The sequence below is a fragment of the Roseovarius sp. genome, from assembly GCF_965228755.1.
GTDB lineage: Bacteria > Pseudomonadota > Alphaproteobacteria > Rhodobacterales > Rhodobacteraceae > Roseovarius.
Window position 1 is genome coordinate 973,285 of record NZ_CBDDIG010000013.1, and the last position, 19,392, is coordinate 992,676.

The 19,392-nt window shown below is 64.7% G+C and carries 14 protein-coding genes, 1 tRNA gene and 2 pseudogenes; 9 read left to right on the plus strand and 8 right to left on the minus strand.

All coding sequences use genetic code 11. The features are described 5' to 3' along the window. Nucleotides 1-286: 286 nt before the first annotated feature. A complete protein-coding gene (locus ACO07J_RS23065; protein ID WP_422033359.1) occupies nucleotides 287-1,576 on the minus strand; it encodes a hypothetical protein in 1,290 nt (429 codons plus the stop codon). A 342-nt stretch (nucleotides 1,577-1,918) separates the two neighbouring features. Here ACO07J_RS23065 and ACO07J_RS23070 point away from each other — a divergent pair, with 342 nt between their 5' ends. The 4 genes and pseudogenes from ACO07J_RS23070 to ACO07J_RS23085 all read left to right on the plus strand — a co-directional run. Continuing rightward, complete coding sequence (locus tag ACO07J_RS23070) at nucleotides 1,919-2,683, plus strand: ABC transporter permease (protein ID WP_422033361.1); 765 nt, start codon at nucleotides 1,919-1,921, stop codon at nucleotides 2,681-2,683. A gap of 50 nt (nucleotides 2,684-2,733) precedes the next feature. Continuing rightward, nucleotides 2,734-3,027: pseudogene (locus ACO07J_RS23075) on the plus strand (transposase); the annotation flags it as partial. Nucleotides 3,028-3,126: 99 nt separating this feature from the next. Then, a protein-coding gene (locus tag ACO07J_RS23080; protein ID WP_422028238.1) for an IS3 family transposase occupies nucleotides 3,127-4,265 on the plus strand; the annotation gives its coding sequence in 2 pieces (ribosomal slippage) (nucleotides 3,127-3,391 and nucleotides 3,391-4,265; 1,140 coding nt in all). A gap of 62 nt (nucleotides 4,266-4,327) precedes the next feature. Next, nucleotides 4,328-5,188: pseudogene (locus ACO07J_RS23085) on the plus strand (IS3 family transposase); the annotation flags it as partial. 50 nt (nucleotides 5,189-5,238) lie between these two features. Here the strand turns inward: ACO07J_RS23085 and ACO07J_RS23090 are convergent. Both ACO07J_RS23090 and truA read right to left on the minus strand, forming a co-directional pair. Further along, nucleotides 5,239-5,315 (minus strand) — tRNA-Arg (locus tag ACO07J_RS23090). Nucleotides 5,316-5,361: 46 nt separating this feature from the next. Next, entirely contained in the window at nucleotides 5,362-6,129 is a 768-nt protein-coding gene (gene truA, locus ACO07J_RS23095; protein WP_422033363.1) for a tRNA pseudouridine(38-40) synthase TruA, read from the minus strand. 246 nt (nucleotides 6,130-6,375) lie between these two features. Between truA and ACO07J_RS23100 the strand changes: the two genes are divergently transcribed. After that, complete coding sequence (locus ACO07J_RS23100; RefSeq protein WP_422033365.1) at nucleotides 6,376-7,803, plus strand: YcjX family protein; 1,428 nt, start codon at nucleotides 6,376-6,378, stop codon at nucleotides 7,801-7,803. Further along, nucleotides 7,800-8,801 carry a YcjF family protein gene (locus tag ACO07J_RS23105; RefSeq protein ID WP_422033367.1) on the plus strand — a complete coding sequence of 334 codons (1,002 nt, stop codon included), beginning with the start codon at nucleotides 7,800-7,802 and terminating at the stop codon, nucleotides 8,799-8,801. Before ACO07J_RS23100 ends, ACO07J_RS23105 begins: the two co-directional genes overlap by 4 nt. A 23-nt stretch (nucleotides 8,802-8,824) precedes the next feature. Here ACO07J_RS23105 and ACO07J_RS23110 read toward each other — a convergent pair whose 3' ends face one another. Both ACO07J_RS23110 and ACO07J_RS23115 read right to left on the minus strand, forming a co-directional pair. Further along, complete coding sequence (locus ACO07J_RS23110; protein WP_422033369.1) at nucleotides 8,825-9,628, minus strand: GNAT family N-acetyltransferase; 804 nt, start codon at nucleotides 9,626-9,628, stop codon at nucleotides 8,825-8,827. 119 nt (nucleotides 9,629-9,747) lie between these two features. After that, on the minus strand, nucleotides 9,748-10,158 hold the full coding sequence (locus tag ACO07J_RS23115) for a group III truncated hemoglobin (RefSeq protein WP_422033371.1): 411 nt from the start codon (nucleotides 10,156-10,158) through the stop codon (nucleotides 9,748-9,750). Between the two features lie 878 nt (nucleotides 10,159-11,036). Between ACO07J_RS23115 and ileS the strand changes: the two genes are divergently transcribed. Next, nucleotides 11,037-13,970, plus strand: a complete 2,934-nt coding sequence (gene ileS / locus ACO07J_RS23120; protein ID WP_422033373.1) for an isoleucine--tRNA ligase — start codon at nucleotides 11,037-11,039, stop codon at nucleotides 13,968-13,970. An 87-nt stretch (nucleotides 13,971-14,057) separates the two neighbouring features. On the opposite strand, the gene ACO07J_RS23125 is transcribed toward ileS, so the two are convergent. Beyond that, nucleotides 14,058-15,059: a hypothetical protein gene (locus ACO07J_RS23125; RefSeq protein WP_422033375.1), complete on the minus strand. Its 1,002-nt coding sequence runs from the start codon at nucleotides 15,057-15,059 to the stop codon at nucleotides 14,058-14,060. Between the two features lie 255 nt (nucleotides 15,060-15,314). On the opposite strand from ACO07J_RS23125, the gene ACO07J_RS23130 reads away from it, so the two are divergent. Both ACO07J_RS23130 and folD read left to right on the plus strand, forming a co-directional pair. After that, on the plus strand, nucleotides 15,315-16,991 hold the full coding sequence (locus ACO07J_RS23130; protein ID WP_422033377.1) for a formate--tetrahydrofolate ligase: 1,677 nt from the start codon (nucleotides 15,315-15,317) through the stop codon (nucleotides 16,989-16,991). A 78-nt stretch (nucleotides 16,992-17,069) separates the two neighbouring features. Beyond that, nucleotides 17,070-17,972 (plus strand): bifunctional methylenetetrahydrofolate dehydrogenase/methenyltetrahydrofolate cyclohydrolase FolD, encoded by a 903-nt coding sequence (gene folD / locus ACO07J_RS23135; RefSeq protein ID WP_422033379.1) that lies wholly within the window; start codon nucleotides 17,070-17,072, stop codon nucleotides 17,970-17,972. Between the two features lie 263 nt (nucleotides 17,973-18,235). Here the strand turns inward: folD and ACO07J_RS23140 are convergent, their stop codons facing one another. Together ACO07J_RS23140 and pdeM are read right to left on the minus strand one after the other, a co-directional pair. Further along, nucleotides 18,236-18,661, minus strand: coding sequence for a PaaI family thioesterase (locus ACO07J_RS23140; protein ID WP_422033381.1), 426 nt, complete (start codon nucleotides 18,659-18,661; stop codon nucleotides 18,236-18,238). Nucleotides 18,662-18,721: 60 nt separating this feature from the next. Further along, nucleotides 18,722-19,384 carry a ligase-associated DNA damage response endonuclease PdeM gene (gene pdeM, locus ACO07J_RS23145; RefSeq protein WP_300896258.1) on the minus strand — a complete coding sequence of 221 codons (663 nt, stop codon included), beginning with the start codon at nucleotides 19,382-19,384 and terminating at the stop codon, nucleotides 18,722-18,724. Between the last annotated feature and the right edge of the window lie 8 nt (nucleotides 19,385-19,392).

Here is a 19,392-nt window from a genome sequence, read left to right on the forward strand (position 1 = left end):
CCGATGTATGGACGCGATATTCACCAGATGGCCACTATGGGTTCAATGGATCGCCGCAACACATTGCAGAACTTCTCGGCAGGTGTGCCTTATTGCAAGGTCTTTCTAAAGGGATAGTTCAATTGTCTCGTGACCGCGCCGTTCTTTGCCTAAGTGGACGCCGGTGTGCCGAATTCCAAGCTATTGCCTGTTTCTTCTGTATCCGGCGGACATCCCGGTAATCTCGCGCCAAGGGCGTCGGAAAGGAAACTTCGTACACTCCACAATGGCGAGAAAATTACTGTTCTCAGTGCGTGACCTTACTTAACTGCACAAGAGCGAATCGCAGCATGTGGCAAAAGATTTGGTCTTCTGCCTCACATTGCAAATCGGTTCTGACTTTGTCCTCCGCATCCGAGGAGAGAAAGTGAATGACCTTGGACAATTGGCCGTTGGTAGCGGCTCGATGGCCCGCCGAACCGGATAGCTTCCGGGCGAAACTTTCTGAAATCCCAGGCCGTGCCGTCTGACCGGCCAAATCCTTCAGTGAGTCGGATGGCAGTTCCAACAGGATCTGGCCCAGCAGGGCCGCCCGGAAGCGTGCGTACTCTTCATCGTTGACGATCATCACATCTTCCAGATCGCGTAGGTTTGCCGCGTTCACACGATGGAGCTGATCATCCGGCGGCTGTGCCAGCTCGTCGTAATCCACATCCGTGAAGGTGATTGCAGCATTGTCGCGAAGCCACAGAAGATCATCACGGTTCGCGTGTTCAATGCCGGGTATCAGATCCCCTCTGAGTTCCAGCCGCGGAAAGGCATCCTGTTGCTCGACCTGCTGGATGTGTTTCAAAAGGCGCCTGGTGATGGGGCGGCCGGGCCGCCTCTGCCCGGGAAAGAGGACTTGGTTGAAATCATGAAGCAGCTTGACGGCCGGGGCCGAGACGCTTTCGTTGGCGCTCGTAACGGGGATACTCGCAGCCTCTTGCGGGGTGAGGCCCAAAGCGGTCGTAGAGAAATCCTGGACGATGCAGCCATTGTGGAGCTGGGCGCGCTCGAAGCAGCGCACTGTCGCCGATGCGCAATCGAGATTGGCCAGCTTCCTGAATCGGCGTCGGTAATCAAAGGGAATCAGCGGGTTCCGAATGATATGGCTGCTCTTGATGCTCTGCTGCAGTGAAGAGCGGTACAGTGTGACAGGTGAGCGGAAATACCCGACCAGGTGAATTGATGTCGAATACGCGCCGAGACGTTCAAGTAATCGTGCAAGGCTATGGGGCCGAAGCCCGAACGCGAATTCGGACGAGAACACGACAGTGTGGTAATCGCCCTGATGTACTTGCCTGTCGGTGTCGAGCCAAATATCGAGCGACTTTTCCCGCGCTTTCAGGACCTGTTCAGAGGTTTTGAAGCCGAAGATACCCTTCATCTCGCTCTCTTCGGAGATCGCGAACAACAATTGTTTATGTTGTAGTTGCTCGCCGATTTCCGGATACAGGATGCCCTTGCTCCGATAGAATGGCGCCTGGTCGCGCAGCGTGCGCTGAAGCGTTGTACTGCCTGTCTTTTTCGTTCCTATGTGGAATACGACCTTCAAGCTCTCGGTTCCCGTAGACATGCCTGCGTTGATACGGCCGGAACGGGCGATGCGACCACGGCCCGATGGGGCAAGCGGTAGCACAAGTGCGCCGCAGGAGAAACGCCGGACATTGGCCTGCGTGCAGTCGCTCCGATACGCTTTTCGGGCGCATGACCGGCCGCGGGGGAGGTTTATTCGGCGTATTGGTCAGGTTTGCCGACATGGGGCGGCAACCGGTTTGTAATCGCCCCCCGCGTCGCGCATACTGGCGGGCGAAATCATCAGAGTCACCGTGGTCCCCCTATGGCATTTACAGGCTCGGCAGGCACGCCGAAGGTCGGAAGAACGCAGGAAACGCGTGTGCGGTTTCCGGTGATCCGCAACATCCTCGCGCTCATGCTGCGGGAGATGTCGACGCGGTACGGCCGGACGCCGGGCGGCTATATCTGGGGTGTGGTGGAGCCGCTGGCCGCGATCCTGTTCCTGGCGATCGGGTTTTCGCTGCTGCTGCGCTCGCCGTCGCTGGGCACCAGCTTCATCCTGTTTTATGCCACCGGTTATGTCGTGTTCAACCTGTACCAGGTGATCTCGTCCACCACGTCGCAGGCGATCAGCTATTCCAAGCCGCTGCTGATGTTCCCGGCCGTGAACTGGTTCGACGCGCTTGTCGCCCGTTTCCTTCTCAACAGTCTGACAGGTATCATCACCAGCATCCTGCTGTTCACCATCATCCTGAACATCGTGGAGAACCGCACGGTTCTCGACCTGGGGCCGATCGTCGAGGCGTTCAGCCTTGCGATGATGCTGGGGCTGGGCATCGGGGCGCTGAACTGTACGCTGATCGGCCTGTTCCCGGTCTGGGCCATGATCTGGGGCATCATCACGCGGCCGTTGTTCCTGGCCTCGGGGATCATCTATATCTACGAGGACCTGCCGAAGCTGGCACAGGACATCCTGTGGTATAACCCGCTGATGCATATTACCGGGTTGACGCGGGTGGGGTTCTATACCACCTATTCGCCGACATACATCAACACGACATACGTGTTCTTCGTCAGCCTTGCGCTGCTGTTCTTCGGCCTGCTGCTGACGCGCCGGTACAATCGCGAGATCCTGAACCGCTAGGCGGGGGAGGAGTGACCCCACTGAAGTGGCCCACCAACTGGGATAGAAGTATCCCGCAATTTGGAGGACCAGAGAATGGCTGGGAAGCGAGAGAAGCAGAAGACATCGTATCGAAACTTCGGCAGATCGAAGTGCTGCAAGGGCAAGACATGACGATCGCGGACGCGTCACGCCGGATCGGGGTCAAGGAGCAAACGTACTATCGGTGGCGCAAGCATTATGGCGGCATGAGCCCAGGGCAGCTGAAACAGCTCAAGGAGCTTGAGAAAGAGAACCAGAGCCTGAGGCGCGCGGTGTCGGACCTGACGCTGGACAAGCTGATCCTCACCGAGGCCGCAAATGGAAACTGCTGAGCCCAGAGGTGGCTCGGGAAATCTGAACAGGTGAGTTAGGTGGATTTTCCGCTCCCAATCCTGCAGCGTTGCCGGGACGAAGGAGCGAATATGGCAAAACGACCGAGACGAAACCACAGCCCAGCTTTCAAGGCGAAAGTCGCGTTGGCGGCGTTGAAGGGCGACAAGACGATGAGCGAGCTGGTGACGCAGTTCGACGTGCATCCGAACCAGATCAAGCAATGGAAGGATCAGCTGCTGGATGGAGTCTCCGGCGTATTCGATGACAAGCCGAAAGCGGCGAAGGAGCCGGAGATCGATGTCACCTCTCTACATGCAAAGATCGGCCAGCTCACGCTTGAGAACGATTTTTTAGAGGGAGCGCTCGCCAAGGCCGGTCTGTTGCCGAGCGCAAGGAAATGACGGACCGCGCCCACAGGCTGAGCCTGACCCGGCAGGCCGAGCTGCTCGGGATCAGCCGGGGCAGCCTCTACTATGCCCCGCGCCCGGCCAGCGAGGACGACCTGCGGCTGATGCGCCGGATCGACGAGCTGCACATGGACTATCCGTTCGCGGGCAGCCGGATGATGAAGGGTCTTCTGCGCCAGGAAGGGTTCACCGCCGGGCGGCTGCACGTGGCCACGCTGATGAAGCAGATGGGCATCGAGGCCTTGTATCGCAGGCCCAACACGTCGAAACCGGCGCCGGGGCACAAGGTCTACCCCTACCTGCTGAGGAAGCTGGCAGTGACCCGGCCCAACCAGGTCTGGGCAATGGACATCACCTATGTGCCGATGGCGCGCGGCTTTGTTTACCTGGTGGCCGTTGTCGACTGGTTCAGCCGCAAGGTGCTGAGCTGGCGGCTCTCGGTCACGCTGGAAACCGGCCCGTGCGTGGAGGCGCTGAACGAGGCCCTCGCACGACACGGCGCACCCGAGATCATGAATACCGATCAAGGCAGCCAGTTCACCTCCATCGACTTCATCACCGCGCTGAAAGGTGCCGGGATCCGGATCAGCATGGATGGCAAGGGGGCCTGGCGGGACAACGTCTTCGTCGAGCGCCTATGGCGGACCATCAAATACGAAGAGGTCTACCTACGCGCCTATGATAGCGTCTCGGCCGCTCGCGAAAGCCTCGGCCGGTATCTGGCCTTCTACAACACCAGGAGACCGCATTCATCGCTGGACGGGCAGACCCCCGATCAGGCATATCTCAACACGCCCCGGCCAATTCCGGTCGCGGCATAACCGAGCGGGAAATCCACTTACGAAACGGCTCGAAACTGTTAAAACAAACCGAGCCACCTCTCCCTTCACGTCACCGCATATCCATCGACCACGCGCGGCAGGCTCGGCATATCGGAACGCCGCGCCTGCCGCACCCTGGAGCAGCACCGCTCCACGCAGCGCAAGGTGCCGCGTGGCCGGCCGGACGAAGAGCGCCTGACCAAGGACATCATCGAATTTGCCAGGCAATACGGTCGCTATGCACTGCCTGGTAGGTGAATGCGTGCATTCACCGAGAAGGGCTATCGTCCCGTGACCGCTCTGCTCAACCAATCGGGCTGGCACGTAAACCACAAACGGGCCGAACGCATCTGGAAACGAGAAGGGATGAAGATCCCACGGAAGCAAACGAAGAAAGGCCGACTCTGGCTGAACGATGGGTCATGTACCCGGCTTCGACCAGAGCGTCCGAACCATGTCTGGTCCTATGACTTGATGCAGGACCGGATCGCGGACGGCCGCGCCTATCGTACCCTCAACATCACGAGTTCACCAGGGAGGCGCTGATGATCCGCATAGTCCGAAAGCTCAACTCGACCGATGTGCTCGATGCATTGACGGATCTGTTCATTCTACGAGGGCCAACTGAATACATAAGATCCGACAATGGCCCGGAACTCGTGGCTCAGAAGGTCAGAGACTGGATCGCTGCGGTCGGCTCGAGCCTGGAACACCTTGGGAGAACGGCTATTGCGAAAGCTTCAATGCCCGCTTCCGCGACGAACTGCTTAACGGCGAACTCTTCTACACACTCAGGAGGCGAGGATCATCATCGAAACCTGGAGAAGACACTACAACCCCGTTCGGCCTCACAGCGCCCTTGGATCCGGCCACCCGCACCGGAAAGTATCGTCCGGATGGACCAGAGGCCGGTCATGCACTAACAATCAATCCGGACCACTCAATGGGGGCATACCAGGGGAGGTCGGACTGTTGGCGATCCCGCGAGGACTCGAACCCCGAACCTGCTGATTAGAAGTCAGCTGCTCTATCCAGTTGAGCTACGGGACCGCTGAGGCCCCGTTTAGCGGGCCGTCGGGGCAAGATCAAAGGCAAATCACACGAAGGGATCGTCGGGGTAGCGCACCTCGGCGAGGTAGAGGCCGTGGGGCGGGCAGACCGGGCCGCAGGCGGCGCGGTCGCGGGCGGCGAGAGCGGTGGCGATATCGGCGGGCGCCCAGGCGCCGGCGCCCACGCGTTCCAGCGTGCCGACGATGGAGCGGACCTGGTTGTGCAGGAAGGAGCGGGCGCGGAGGCGGAAGTGGAGCTCGGGGCCGGAGAGGCCGGAGGCGGGCTCGATGGTGATCTCGTCGAGGGTTTTGACGGGGCTTTTCGCCTGGCAGATGGTGGAGCGGAAGGTGGTGAAGTCGTGGTGGCCGACGAGGTGGGCCGCGCCTTCGCGCATGGCCTCGAGGTCGAGCGGGTTGCGGACGTGCCAGACGAGCCCCTTGTCATGGGTGGCCGGCGCCCGGCGCATGAGCAGGCGGAAGAGGTAGCGGCGCTCGGTGGCGGAGAAGCGGGCGTGCCAGTCGTCGTCGACGCGGGCGCAGGCGAGGATTGCGACGGGCTGGGGTTTGAGGTGGTAGTTCAGGGCCTCGGAGAGGCGAAACGGGTCCCAGTCCTTCGTGAGGTCGCAATGGGCGACTTGGCCGAGCGCGTGGACGCCGGCATCGGTGCGGCCGGCGGCGGCGATGGTGTGCGGGCCGGGTTCGAGCCGGGCGAGCGCCGCCTCGATCGCGCCCTGCACCGAGGGCTGATCGGCCTGCCTTTGCCAGCCGGCAAAGGGGGCGCCGTTATATTCGACCTTGAGCGCGTAGCGTGGCATGACGCGGCTCTTAGCGCGAGGGCGGGTTTCGGACAATCCCTTGAGGAAAGGTTAACGGCGGGGCGGTTTCGCGGGAAGCGGAGCCGCTACTGGCAGGAGCGATGGATCGGGTCTAGGGGAAGGGTGTTGACGTTTGATTGACGCCGTCGCCCGGTGGCGGGCGCAACACCGCCACTGGCAAGTGTCCGCCACCGTGGCTATCTTGTCGGGTGACAGTGAAAAGACAGGCAGACAAAGGCAGGCCCATTGGTCATTTCCTCCATCGCAGACGGGCTGACACGCGGGATCGAAGGCGTGTCCGACACGATTTCCGAGACGTTTTTCGAGCCGGTGATCCGGCTGGGCGTGACCGGCCTGTCGCGGGCGGGCAAGACGGTGTTCATCACCTCGCTGGTGGCGAACCTGATGGACCGGGGGCGGATGCCGGGGCTGGTGGCGGCGGGCGACGGGCGGATCTCGGCGGCGTTTTTGCAGCCGCAGCCGGACGACACGGTGCCGCGGTTCGATTACGAGACGCATCTGGGGGCGCTGACCGGGGCGTCGCCGCACTGGCCCGACAGCACGCGGGCGGTGTCGGAGTTGCGGTTGTCGTTAAGGGTGCGGCCTTCGGGATTGTTGTCGGGGTTTTCGGGGCCGAGGACGGTGCATCTGGATATCGTGGATTACCCGGGCGAGTGGCTGCTGGATCTCGGGCTGATGGACAAGGATTTCGCCACGTGGTCGGCGGAGATGCTCGGGCGGCTGGAGGGCCGGGGCGAGGGGGCGGAATACCTTGCCCTGGCCAAGGAGACAAACGGGGCGGCGCCCCTGGAGGAGCCGAAAGCGCAGGCGTTGGCGCGGGCCTATACGGCGTACCTGACGCAGGCGCGGGATGCGGGGTATTCGGATTGCACGCCGGGGCGGTTCCTGTTGCCGGGCGACCTTGAGGGGTCGCCGGTGCTGACATTCGCGCCGTTGCCGAAGCCCGACAGCACGCCGCGCAAGTCGCTCTGGCGCGAGATGGAGCGGCGGTTCGAGGCTTATAAATCGCGCGTTGTAACCCCGTTCTTCCGCGATCATTTCGCGCGGATCGACCGGCAGGTGGTGCTGGTCGACGTGTTGGGGGCGATCCATCGGGGGCCGGCGGCGGTGGAGGATATGCGGCAGGCGATGGCGGATATCCTCGGTGCTTTCCGGCCAGGGCGGAACGCGTTTCTGAGCCGGTTGCTGCGCGGGCGGCGGGTGGAGAAAATCCTGTTCGCGGCGACCAAGGCGGACCATCTGCACCATACGCAACACGGGGCGCTGGCCGGGATCATGGCGGCGCTGATGCGCGAGGCGCGGGACCGGGCGGATTTCGCAGGGGCGGAGACGAAGGCGATGGCGATTGCGGCACTAAGGGCCACGACCGAGGAGACGCGGCCGCATGAGGGCGGATCGGTGGAGTGCGTGCGGGGGACGTTGTTGAACGAGGACGGGTCGCGCGGGAAGCAGGCGGCTTTCTATCCGGGCGCGTTGCCGGAAGAGCCGGCGCGGCTGTTGTCCCCGGCGCGGGCGGGGGCGGAGAAATGGCTCGATGCGGATTACCAGGTGATGCGGTTCGCGCCGGCGCCGTTGACGCTGCGCCCCGGGGACGGGCCGCCGCATATCCGGCTCGATCGGGCGGCGCAGTTCCTGTTCGGAGATAGGTTATGAGCAAGGGGCCGATCCTGTTTGACCTTGATGAAACCGACGCGGCACCGGGCCCGGATGCCGCGCCGCCGGTGCCGGACCCCGAGATGCCGGAGGCGCCGGAGGGCCGCGCGATGCTGACCGTGGCGACGCTGGCGGCACGGCGGCCCTCGCGGCTGGCGCGGTGGTTCTGGGGGCTGTTGCTGACCCTGCTGGCGGCGGTGCTGTCGGTGGCGGCGTGGGATTTCGCCATGGGGCTGATCGGGCGGTGGCCTTTGGTTGGGTACGGGATCACGGCGCTGATCGTGGCGGTGCTGGTCCTGCTGCTGGCGATCGCGGTCAAGGAGCTGGCGGCGTTTGCGCGGCTGGGGCGGCTGGACGCGCTGTTTCTCAAGGCCGAGGAGGCGCTGGCGGGCGATGACCTTGGCAAGGCGCGCGAGGTGACGCGGGGGCTGGTGGCGCTTTATTCGGGGCGCGAGGATACGCGCTGGGGGCGGGAGCGGCTGGCCGAGGCGCAGGCGGACCAGTTCGACGCGGCGGCGTTGCTGGGCGTGGCGGAGACGGAGTTGCTGGGGCCGCTGGATGCGGTGGCGACGCGCGAGGTCGAGGCGGCGGCGCGGCAGGTGGCGGCGGTGACGGCGGTGGTGCCGCTGGCGCTGGCCGACGTGGTGGCGGCGCTGACGGCGAATTTGCGGATGATCCGGCGGATTGCCGAGGTCTATGGCGGGCGGTCGGGGACGCTGGGAAGCTGGCGGCTGGCGCGGGCGGTGATGACGCACCTGGTGGCGACGGGGGCCGTGGCGGTGGGCGACGACATGCTGGGCTCGATTGCCGGCGGCGGGGTTCTGTCGCGGCTGTCGCGGCGCTTCGGCGAGGGGGTGGTGAACGGGGCGCTGACGGCACGGGTCGGCGTGGCGGCGATGGAGGTGTGCCGGCCGCTGCCGTTCGCGCGGGTGGCACGGCCGTCGGTGACGTCGCTGGTGCGGCGGGCGTTGACGGGGCTGTTCGGGCAGGGCGGATAGGTTCTGGTGGGGTGGCGCCGGGCTTACTTGGTGTAGCCGCCTTCGCCGAAGGCCTGTGGGTCGAGGATGGCGACGCAGGCAAGGGCGCTGTCGTACACGCCCAGCTTCTCGCAGACATGGCGGGAGACGGCATTGTCGCTTCGGACGCCGGTGTAGAACTCGGAGACGCCGTGGCGGTCGTGCATGTGGCGGGCGGCGAGCGCGCCGAGATAGAGCGACAGGCCGTGGCCGCGATCCTGTTCGCGGGTGGCGAGCATGCCCCACCAGGCGGTCCTGGCGAAGCGGCTGTCGGGGTGGTTGCGCATGGCCGAGCCGGCACAGGCGGCGACGCCGCCATCGGGGGCCTCGAGGCAGAAATAGGCGGCGTTGAGCCACTCTCCGAAGAGGATGGGCGACATGGGGGGCAGCACACCGCAGGAGGCCGCCGTCTGCTCCAGGCCGTCGAGGACGTGGGCGGGCGTGTCGGGGGAGAGGCGGTGGAGGGTGTAGCCCCTTGGCAGGGTGAAACCTTCGATCAGGGCGGTGGACGCCTCGAGGCAGGCCGCGCCGCCCATGAACTGATCCCACCGGTCGGAGGCGAGGCCGAGGGCCACGTAGCGGGCGGCGAGGGCGTCTTCTTCCGTCTTGGGGACGTAGTGGTTGACCGAGGCGCCCTGAATGCGGGTGAGGGCGGCGACCTTCTCGACCTGGTTGCCGGAGGGGGCGTCGATGCCGATCATGCGGCCTTCGGTGCCATAGGCCGGGTTGTCCTTCAGCAGCGGCCAGAGGTCGTGGGCCACGCGCTCCATCCGTTTTTGCACGTCCGAGCCGAAGAAACGGGGTGTCATTGGTTCTCCCCTCGATCCTGCGCAGTATAGCACAGCTCGCGGGATGCGCCTCTTTCGCAGTTTCACTTTTCCGAAAATACTCACTGCGCGACGCCCGCCAAGGGCGCGGCGTGTGCGGTCTAGCGCAGCTTGGGGATGCCGCCCTCGTGGGTTTCGCGCTCGGTCACGCTGGCGCGCAGCGAGCGGCCGATGCGATGGGCCAGCGCCGACCATGCGGCGGCCTGGTCGGGGCGGAGTTCGGCGTTCAGGACAGCATCGAAGAGCGCGAGCCAGGTGGAGAACATGCCCGGCCGGACGTTGCCGGCGTTGACATGGGCGGCGACGGGGGTGCCGTCATAGCCGCGCTCGTGCAGGATGGTGTTGGCCCAGAAGGCGGCGATGCGGGCCTCGTGGGCGGGCCAGTCGGTGACGTGTCGGGCGAAGACGGGGCCGAGGCCCGGATGGGCACGGATGCGGTCGTAGAAGACCGCGACGACCCGCTCGATCTCGGGGCGGGTGATGTCGAAGCGCGGGGGCAGGGCGGTGGTCATGGGGGAGATTTGACCGTGGCGGCGGGGAGTTGCAAGGGCCGGGGGCGATTCGAAGGTTAACGGCCTTGTTTTGAAGGGGTCGGGGCGTCGGTATCACGTCGGTATTTTGTCGGTATCGCGTCGGTGTCGGGGGTTGTGCGGGTGATGGTTGATGTGGCGTTCCGGGCGCAACGGGCGAGATGTTGTGTCGGGCGCAACGGGGCGGGGGCGGAATTTTCGAAAATTCCGGGTCGGAAAATTCGAATTTTCCGGCGCGGGCGGAGAGGTTGGGTGGTGCGGAATTCGCGCGAATTCCGGGGCTGGAAAATGCGCATTTTCCAGGTCGTTTTCCGTGCGGAAAACGGGGGCTTGGAGAGGGGGGTGTTGACGGCGGGCGTGGCGGTGCTGGCGGGGTCGGGATTTGAGTATTTTTGGAAAGGTGAAGCGGGGCGGGGTGGCGCTTCGCGGCTTGTGTGGCGGATTCGGGCCGGGTCCGAGAGGTGGGCGCGTTTAGAAACGGGGGATTTGAGTATTTCCGGAACAGTGAAACGAAGGGGGTGCGGCGCTTCGCGGCTTGTGTGGCGGTTTCGGGACGGGCCAGGGACGAGGGCGCGTTTGGAAGGGTGGGCATTATAGTATTTTTGGAACAGTGAAACGTAGGAGGGTGGCGCGGTTCGGGGGCGGTGGGACGGCGGGGCGGGCGGGGTTTGCCTCGGCTCTGGACGCCGCCGGGCGCGCGGCCTATAACCCGGCGCATGATGCACCTGTTCGCGATCATCATTCGAATTACATGCCCGGCGCTCTGAGACTGACGAGCCGCCGGGATCACAGGCGCATGGCAAGCCGCGCCGCCCCCTCATCCAGACCTGAGACCACCCAAGTGACAAAGGACGTCACCCATGTGTGCCGACATGCCCGAATACAAAGACACGCTGAACCTGCCGACGACCGATTTCCCGATGCGCGCCGGCCTGCCCAAGCGCGAGCCCGAGTGGCTGGAGCGCTGGAACGGACTGCGCATCTATACCCGACTGCGCGAGAAGGCCGTGGCCGAGGGGGGGCGGAAGCCCTTCACGCTGCATGACGGCCCGCCGTACGCCAACGGGCATCTGCATATCGGGCACGCGCTGAACAAGATCCTCAAGGACATGGTGGTGCGCAGCCAGCAGATGATGGGGCGTGATGCGCGCTATATCCCCGGCTGGGATTGTCACGGCCTGCCGATCGAGTGGAAGATCGAGGAGCAGTACCGCGCCAAGGGCGAGAGCAAGGACAAGGTCGACATCGTCGATTTCCGGCAGGAATGCCGGAAGTTCGCCGAGGGCTGGATCGACGTGCAGCGGGACGAGTTCAAGCGGCTGGGGGTCACCGGGCGGTGGTCGCGGCCCTACCTGACGATGGATTTCCGGGCCGAGCGGATCATCGCGGAGGAGTTCCAGAAGTTCCTGATGAACGGGACGCTCTACCAGGGGTCGAAGCCGGTGATGTGGTCGCCGGTGGAGAAGACCGCGCTGGCCGAGGCGGAGGTGGAGTATCACGACAAGGAGAGCTTTACCATCTGGGTGAAGTTCGAGGTGGCCGGGGAAGAGGTCCCGGGTCAGGCCCGGGACGGGTTGGCGGGGGCCTATGTGGTGATCTGGACGACGACGCCGTGGACGATCCCGAGCAACAAGGCGGTCGTATATGGCGAGGATTTCGCCTATGGCCTCTACGAGGTCACGGGCACGCCGGAGCAGTGCTGGGCCAACGTGGGCGACCGGTTCATCCTGGCCGACAAGCTGGCCGGTGACGTGATGGGCCGGGCGAGGCTGGAGCCCGACATGTGGAAACGCGTGCGGGATGTGAGCGCCGATGAATTGTCGGGGCTGAGCCTGAAGCATCCGCTGGCCGGGGCCGAGGGGGCGAATGGCGAGTGGGACGAGCCGCGGGATTTCCGCGGCGCCGATTTCGTCACCGACGAGGAAGGCACCGGGTTCGTGCATTGCGCGCCCTCCCACGGGATGGAGGAGTACGAGCTCTATCGCGGGCTGGGGATGCTGGACGAGGTGATCACCTACAACGTCATGGATGACGGGACGTTCCGCGAGGACCTGCCGTTCTTTGGCGGCACCGAGATCCTCAACCGCAAGGGCAAGGAAGGCAATGCCAACAAGGCCATCATCGACAAGCTGGTCGAGGTGGGCGGCTTGCTGGCGCGGGGCAAGATCAAGCACTCTTATCCCCATTCCTGGCGGTCGAAGGCGCCGGTGATCTATCGCAACACACCGCAATGGTTCGCCGCCATCGACCGGGAGGTCGGCGACGGGCAGGACCAGTATGGCAAGACCATCCGCAAGCGGGCGCTGACGTCGATCGACAAGGTGAAATGGACGCCGAAGACCGGGCGGAACCGGCTTTACTCGATGATCGAGGCGCGGCCCGACTGGGTGTTGAGCCGGCAAAGGGCCTGGGGTGTGCCGCTGACCTGTTTCCGCAAGGTGGGCGCGATGCCGACGGACGAGGACTTCCTGCTGCGCGACGAGACCGTCAATGCGCGGATCCTGGAGGCGTTCGAGGCGGAGGGCGCGGATGCGTGGTACAAGCCGGGGGCCAAGGAGCGGTTCCTGGGGAACGACTACGATCCCGCAGAGTGGGAGAAGGTCGACGACATTCTCGACGTGTGGTTCGATTCCGGGTCGACCCATGCCTTCGTGCTGCGCGACCGGGAGGATGGCAGCGAGGACGGGTTGGCCGATCTCTACCTCGAGGGCACCGACCAGCACCGGGGGTGGTTCCATTCCTCGATGCTGCAGGCCTGTGGCACGATCGGGCATGCGCCCTATCGCGGGGTTCTGACGCACGGCTTCACGCTCGACGAGAAGGGCAACAAGATGTCCAAGTCGCTGGGCAACACGATCGTGCCAGAAGAGGTGGTGAAGCAGTACGGCGCCGATATCCTGCGGCTGTGGGTGGCGCAGACCGATTACACCAACGACCAGCGGATCGGGCCGGAGATCCTGAAGGGGACCGCCGACAGTTACCGGCGGCTGCGCAACACAATGCGGTTCATGCTGGGGGCGCTGAGCCATTTCAGCGAGGCCGACCGGGTGGAGCCGGCGGACATGCCGGAGCTGGAGCGCTGGGTGCTGCACCGGCTGGCGGAGCTCGATCACAAGGTGCGCAAGGGTTATGCCGAGTACGACTTCCAGGGGGTGTTCCAGGCGCTGTTCAACTTTGCCACGGTGGAGTTGAGCGCGTTCTACTTCGATATCCGGAAGGATGCGCTTTACTGCGACGGCGATACCGAGCGGCGGCGGGCGGCGCGGACGGTGATGGATATCCTGTTCCACCGGCTGACCACCTGGCTGGCGCCGGTGCTGGTGTTCACCATGGAGGAGGTCTGGCTGGAGCGGTTCCCGGGCGAGGAAAGCTCGGTCCACCTGGTGGATATCCCGGAGACGCCGGCGGACTGGATCGACGAGCCGCTGGCGGCGAAATGGGCGCAGGTGCGGCGGGCGCGGCGCGTGGTGACCGCGGCGCTGGAGGTGCAGCGGACCGACAAGGTGATCGGCGCGAGCCTCGAGGCGGCGCCGGTGGTGCATGTCGAGGACCGCGAGATGCTGAAGATCCTGAAATCGGTGAATTTCGAGGATATCTGTATCACGTCGGCGATCTGGCTGACCGGGGATCCGGCGCCGTCGGAGGCTTATCGCCTGCCCGAGGTCGAAGGGGTGACGGTGGTGTTCGAGCAGGCCGAGGGGGAGAAATGCCAGCGGTGCTGGAAGATCCTGCCGGATGTGGGGACGCACAAGCACCCGGGCACCTGCAAGCGGTGTGACGCGGCGCTGGGCTGAGGGCCGCGCACTCCCCCGGTGGGGGAGAGGAAAGGAAAGCCCGCCGCGAGCGATCGCGGCGGGCTTCTTCATCGGGTCGTGGAGAGGTTACATGACCCGGATGTAGTAGTGGTAGACCGGCACGACATAGGCTTCGCCCTGGTCGTTGGCCGCCTGGTCTTCATTGGCGGTCATGTCGGTGTCGGCCTCGGCCGTGCTGTCGGCGCTCTGGTCGGTGGTGCTGTCAGCGGCGTTGTTGGCCGCGCTTACACCGCCGGTGGTGTCGGCATTGTCCGACAGGCCGTCGGCCGCGACGCTGGTCTTGTTCTCGCTGCCATCGTCGACATAGTCCTTGGCGCTGGCCGAACTGCCGCCGCTGGCGGCCTCGCCATCGGTGGTGACGTTCGACTGGCCTTCGGCCTTCAGGCCGCCCGGCTGGGCCGCCCAGACACCGGCGCCGCGGTATTCCTGGGGCGAGATGCCGCCGCTGCTGTCGGCGTCGAGCTCGTCGAAGCGGGCCTGGATGGCCTGATCATCGAAGCTGGTTTCCGAGACGTCTGCCTCGTACTCGCTGGACGTGATGATGCCGTCGCCATTGGTGTCGTGCATCTTGAAGCGCTGGGTCGCGGCGCGGGCGAATTCCTCGCTGGTCTTCGCCTCGGAGCCGCCATAGCTCATGGCGTCCTGCATCTTCGCATCGCCATCTTCCCAGGCGGCCTGTGCCTGGTCGGCCCAGTCTTCGGCGTTGAGCTCGGCGGTGCTGTCATCCTGTCCGAGATCGGACCAGGCACCGGCGGTATAGTCGCCCTGGTCGAAACCCTTTTCGGCCTCGCTACGGGTCATTTTCGCCGAGTTGCCGAGGCAGTCGACATATTCCTGCTTGGTGATTTCACCGTCGGAATTGGCGTCGAGCGCGCCGTAGTCCTGATCGCGCATGTTCTCGATCTCGGTGCGGGTCAGCTTGGCGTTTTCATCGGCGTCGCCCCAGTTGAAGGCGTTCTCGCAGATGTTGTTGGCAGCGTTGCCGGTGGCGGCCGAGTCGCTTGCCGCCAGCGCGGGGGCGCCGACCAGCATGGTGGTGGTCAGTAGCGTCGTGAAAATCCGTGTCATGGTATTTCCTCCTTTCAGACCGGGGGCTCCCGGCGGGCGGCCTGATGCCGCCTTCTGCCCTGCCAACGGGACCTCCCCCCGGCGTGTTCCATGATTCGTGCCGGACGGGGGGCGGGTTTCCGATATGAAACGATTCCGCAAGCGCCCGCCGCAAGAGGCGCGGGAAATGTCGGATTCGCAATTCGTATACTTTGGCGGACTCTATATTGACCGGGCCGAGAGACTCCGCCGCCAGCGGCCACCAGAGGACCAGACATGAGCTATAAATCCGATATCGAGATTGCCCGCGAAGCCAAGAAGAAGCCGATCCAGGAAATCGGCGACAAGCTGGGCATCCCGTCCGATCACCTGCTGCCCTATGGCCATGACAAGGCGAAGGTGAGCCAGGAGTACATCGACTCGGTCCAGAAGAACAAAAACGGCAAGCTGATCCTGGTGACGGCGATCAACCCGACGCCGGCGGGCGAGGGCAAGACGACGACGACCGTGGGCCTTGGCGACGGGCTGAACCGGATCGGCAAGAAGGCGATGATCTGTATCCGCGAGGCGAGCCTTGGCCCGAACTTCGGGATGAAGGGCGGCGCGGCCGGGGGCGGTTACGCGCAGGTGGTGCCGATGGAGGACATGAACCTTCACTTCACCGGCGATTTCCACGCGATCACCAGCGCGCACAGCCTGCTGTCGGCGATGATCGACAACCACATCTACTGGGGCAACGCGGCCGATATCGACACCCGCCGGGTGACCTGGCGGCGCGTGGTCGACATGAACGACCGCAGCCTGCGTCAGATCACGTCGAGCCTAGGCGGCGTGTCGAACGGGTTTGCCCGCGAGGACGGGTTCGACATCACCGTGGCCTCGGAGGTCATGGCGATCCTGTGCCTTGCCAAGGACCTCAAGGATCTCGAGAAGCGGCTGGGCGCGATGATCGTGGCCTATCGCCGGGATCGCACGCCGGTTTACTGCCGCGACATCAAGGCGGAAGGGGCGATGACCGTTCTGCTGAAGGACGCGATGCAGCCGAACCTGGTGCAGACGCTGGAGAACAACCCCGCCTTCGTGCATGGCGGCCCGTTCGCCAACATCGCGCATGGCTGCAACTCGGTCATCGCGACGACGACCGCGCTGAAGATCTCGGATTACGTGGTGACGGAGGCCGGGTTCGGTGCCGACCTGGGCGCCGAGAAGTTCATGAACATCAAGTGCCGCAAGGCCGGGCTGGCGCCGTCGGCGGTGGTTCTGGTCGCGACGGTGCGGGCGATGAAGATGAACGGCGGCGTGGCGAAGGCCGATCTCGGGCCGGAAAACGTGGCGGCCGTGAAGAAGGGCTGCCCGAACCTTGGCCGGCATATCGAGAACGTCAAATCCTTCGGCGTGCCGGTGGTGGTGGCGATCAACCATTTCGTCAACGACACCGAGGCCGAGATCCAGGCGGTGAAGGATTACGTCAAGGAGCACGGCGCCGAGGCGGTGGTGTCGCGGCACTGGGCCGACGGCTCGAAAGGGTCGGAGGACCTGGCGAAGAAGGTGGTCGAGGTGGTCGATGCCGGGAACGCGAATTTCGGCCCGCTCTACCCCGACAGCATGCCGCTCTTCGAGAAGATCGAGACCATCGCCAAGCGCATCTATCGCGCCGACGAGGTTCTGGCCGACAAGAAGATCCGCGACCAGCTGAAGCTGTGGGAAGAGCAGGGATACGGCGATCTGCCGGTCTGCATGGCCAAGACGCAGTACAGCTTCTCGACCGATCCGAACCTGCGCGGGGCGCCGGTGGGGCATTCGGTGCCGGTGCGCGAAGTGCGGCTGTCGGCAGGGGCCGGGTTCGTGGTGGTGGTCTGTGGTGAGATCATGACGATGCCGGGCCTGCCCTCGAAGCCTGCGGCCGAGAATATCCGGCTGAACGACGCGGGCGAGATCGAAGGGTTGTTCTAAGGTTCAGGTGGGTTGACACCCGCCCTGCGGTCAGGTCGTAGGGTGGGGGAAACCCACCGCAATTTCAGGGATGGATAAATGACCGCTCAGATCATCGACGGGAAAGCCTTTAGCGCCAAGGTTCGGGAAAAGGTCGCGGCGCATGTTGCGAAACTGAAAGACGAGCACGGGATCACGCCCGGTCTGGCCGTGGTTCTGGTGGGCGAAGACCCGGCGAGCCAGGTCTACGTGCGTTCGAAGGGGCAGAAGACCGTCGAGGCGGGGATGAACTCCTACGAGCACAAGCTGGATGCGGACACGTCGGAGGCGGACCTGCTGGCGCTGATCGACCAGTTGAACAACGATCCGGACGTGCATGGAATCCTTGTGCAATTGCCGCTACCGAATCACCTGGACGAAGACCTGGTGATCAACTCGATCAACCCCGAGAAGGATGTGGACGGGTTTCACATTTCCAACGTGGGGCTGCTGGGGACCGGGCAGAAGAGCATGGTGCCCTGCACGCCGCTGGGCTGTTTGATGATGCTGCGGGATCATCACGGGAGCCTGTCGGGGATGAACGCGGTGGTGATCGGTCGGTCGAATATCGTCGGCAAGCCGATGGCGCAGTTGCTGTTGGGCGACAGCTGTACGGTGACGATCGCGCATTCGCGGACGAAGGATTTGCCCGAGGTGGTTCGCCGGGCGGATATCGTGGTGGCCGCGGTGGGCCGGCCGGAGATGGTGCCGGGCGACTGGATTGCCGATGGGGCCACGGTGATCGACGTGGGCATCAACCGGATCGACGCGCCGGAGAAGGGAGAAGGCAAGACGCGGCTGGTGGGCGACGTGGAGTTTTCCAGTGCGTCCGAGCGGGCGGGGGCGATTACCCCGGTGCCGGGTGGTGTCGGGCCGATGACAATTGCGTGCCTGCTGGCGAACACGGTGACGGCGTGTTGCCGGGCGAACGGGGTGGCGGAGCCGGAGGGGCTGACGGCCTGAGGTTTTCGGATTGTGGTTGAAGGGCGCCCCGGGGTTTCCGGGGCGTTTTTTTGTTTGGGGGTGGTGGGTTGGCACCCACCCTACGGTGCGGAGGCGCGCGAGGGTCTGCCCGTGGGGAGGCGCTGCCCACGCTTGGAACTGGTACTTTATGGTGGCCAAGCACATCCGACATTCCAGCGTGGCGTGACGCCCGCAAAAGCGCCAGCCCGTCGGGACGGGCAGGCGCTCGCGCGGCGGGCTTACGCCCTTGATTCCGCGCGATTTTACGCTGTCACCTTCACCGCGATCGTCGTGCCCATGAGCATGGCGATGTGGGTCTCGTGCCCGTCTTGCACCGCGTAGACATCCGATTGCACGATGACCAGCCGGCGGCCGGGTTTGATGACCTTGCCGCGGGCGATGAGCTTGTCGCCCTGGCCGGGGGCGAGGAGGTTGATCTTGAGCTCGGTGGTGAGGATTTCGGCGTCGTCGGGCATGACGGAGAGGGCCGAGTAGCCAGCCGCCGTGTCGCCGATGGCGAAGGTTAGGCCGGCATGGGCGAAGCCCTGTTGCTGGAGGCTGCCGGGGAGGATGGGGGCCTCGACCTCGATGGCGCCGGTTGCGAGATGGCCGAGGCGGGCGCCGAGGGTGGCCATCATCGACTGTTTGTCGAAGCTCTGGCGGATTTTCTCTTCCATTTGCGGGGTCATGGCGGGCCTTTCCTGTTCGCCCCGTAGGGTAGCGGGGCGGCGCGGGAAGGGGAACGGGTTTCAGCGGGGCAGGGGGACGGCGTGGGGCACGGGGCCGGTCAGCACGGCGATCGCCTCGTCGCGCATGAGGGGGGCGAAGGCGCGGTCGTTGCTGCGCAGGCCCCCGGTATAGGTGCCGTAGGCGGGCATGATGACGCGGTCGGCGTCGATCAGGAAGGCGGGGCGGGTGATGGCGCGGCCGCGGGTGCGCAGGGTGGTTTTCGGGTGGTAATGACCTGAAATCTCTCCGCTTTGGCCGGGTTTGGCGATGTGGCGGAAGGTGAGGGGCGGGAGGGGAAGCTCTGCGAGGTGGGTGCCGCCGAGTTCCACGGGGCCGGGATCGTGATTGCCCTCGATCCAGACCCAGCGGCGGCCGGCTTGGAGAGCTGCGATCCAGAGTTTTTCCTCGTCGCGCAGCGCATCCGCCGCGGCGCGGTCGTCGAAGCTGTCGCCGAGGCAGATGACGGTGGTGGCCTCGGTCAGGCGGAGGTCGTCCTCGAGGCGGGAGAGCGTGTCCTGCGTCTCGTAGGGGGGGAGGTAGCCGTCGCCCAGCCGGGCGCGGCGTTCGGCCTTGCCGAGATGCAGGTCGGAGATGCAGAGCAGCCCCTCGGCGGGCCAGTAGAGTGCGCCGGAGCCGAGCGCCACGAGCGGCGCGCCTGCGAGGGAGAAATCATGCCCGTTCATGCATTGTT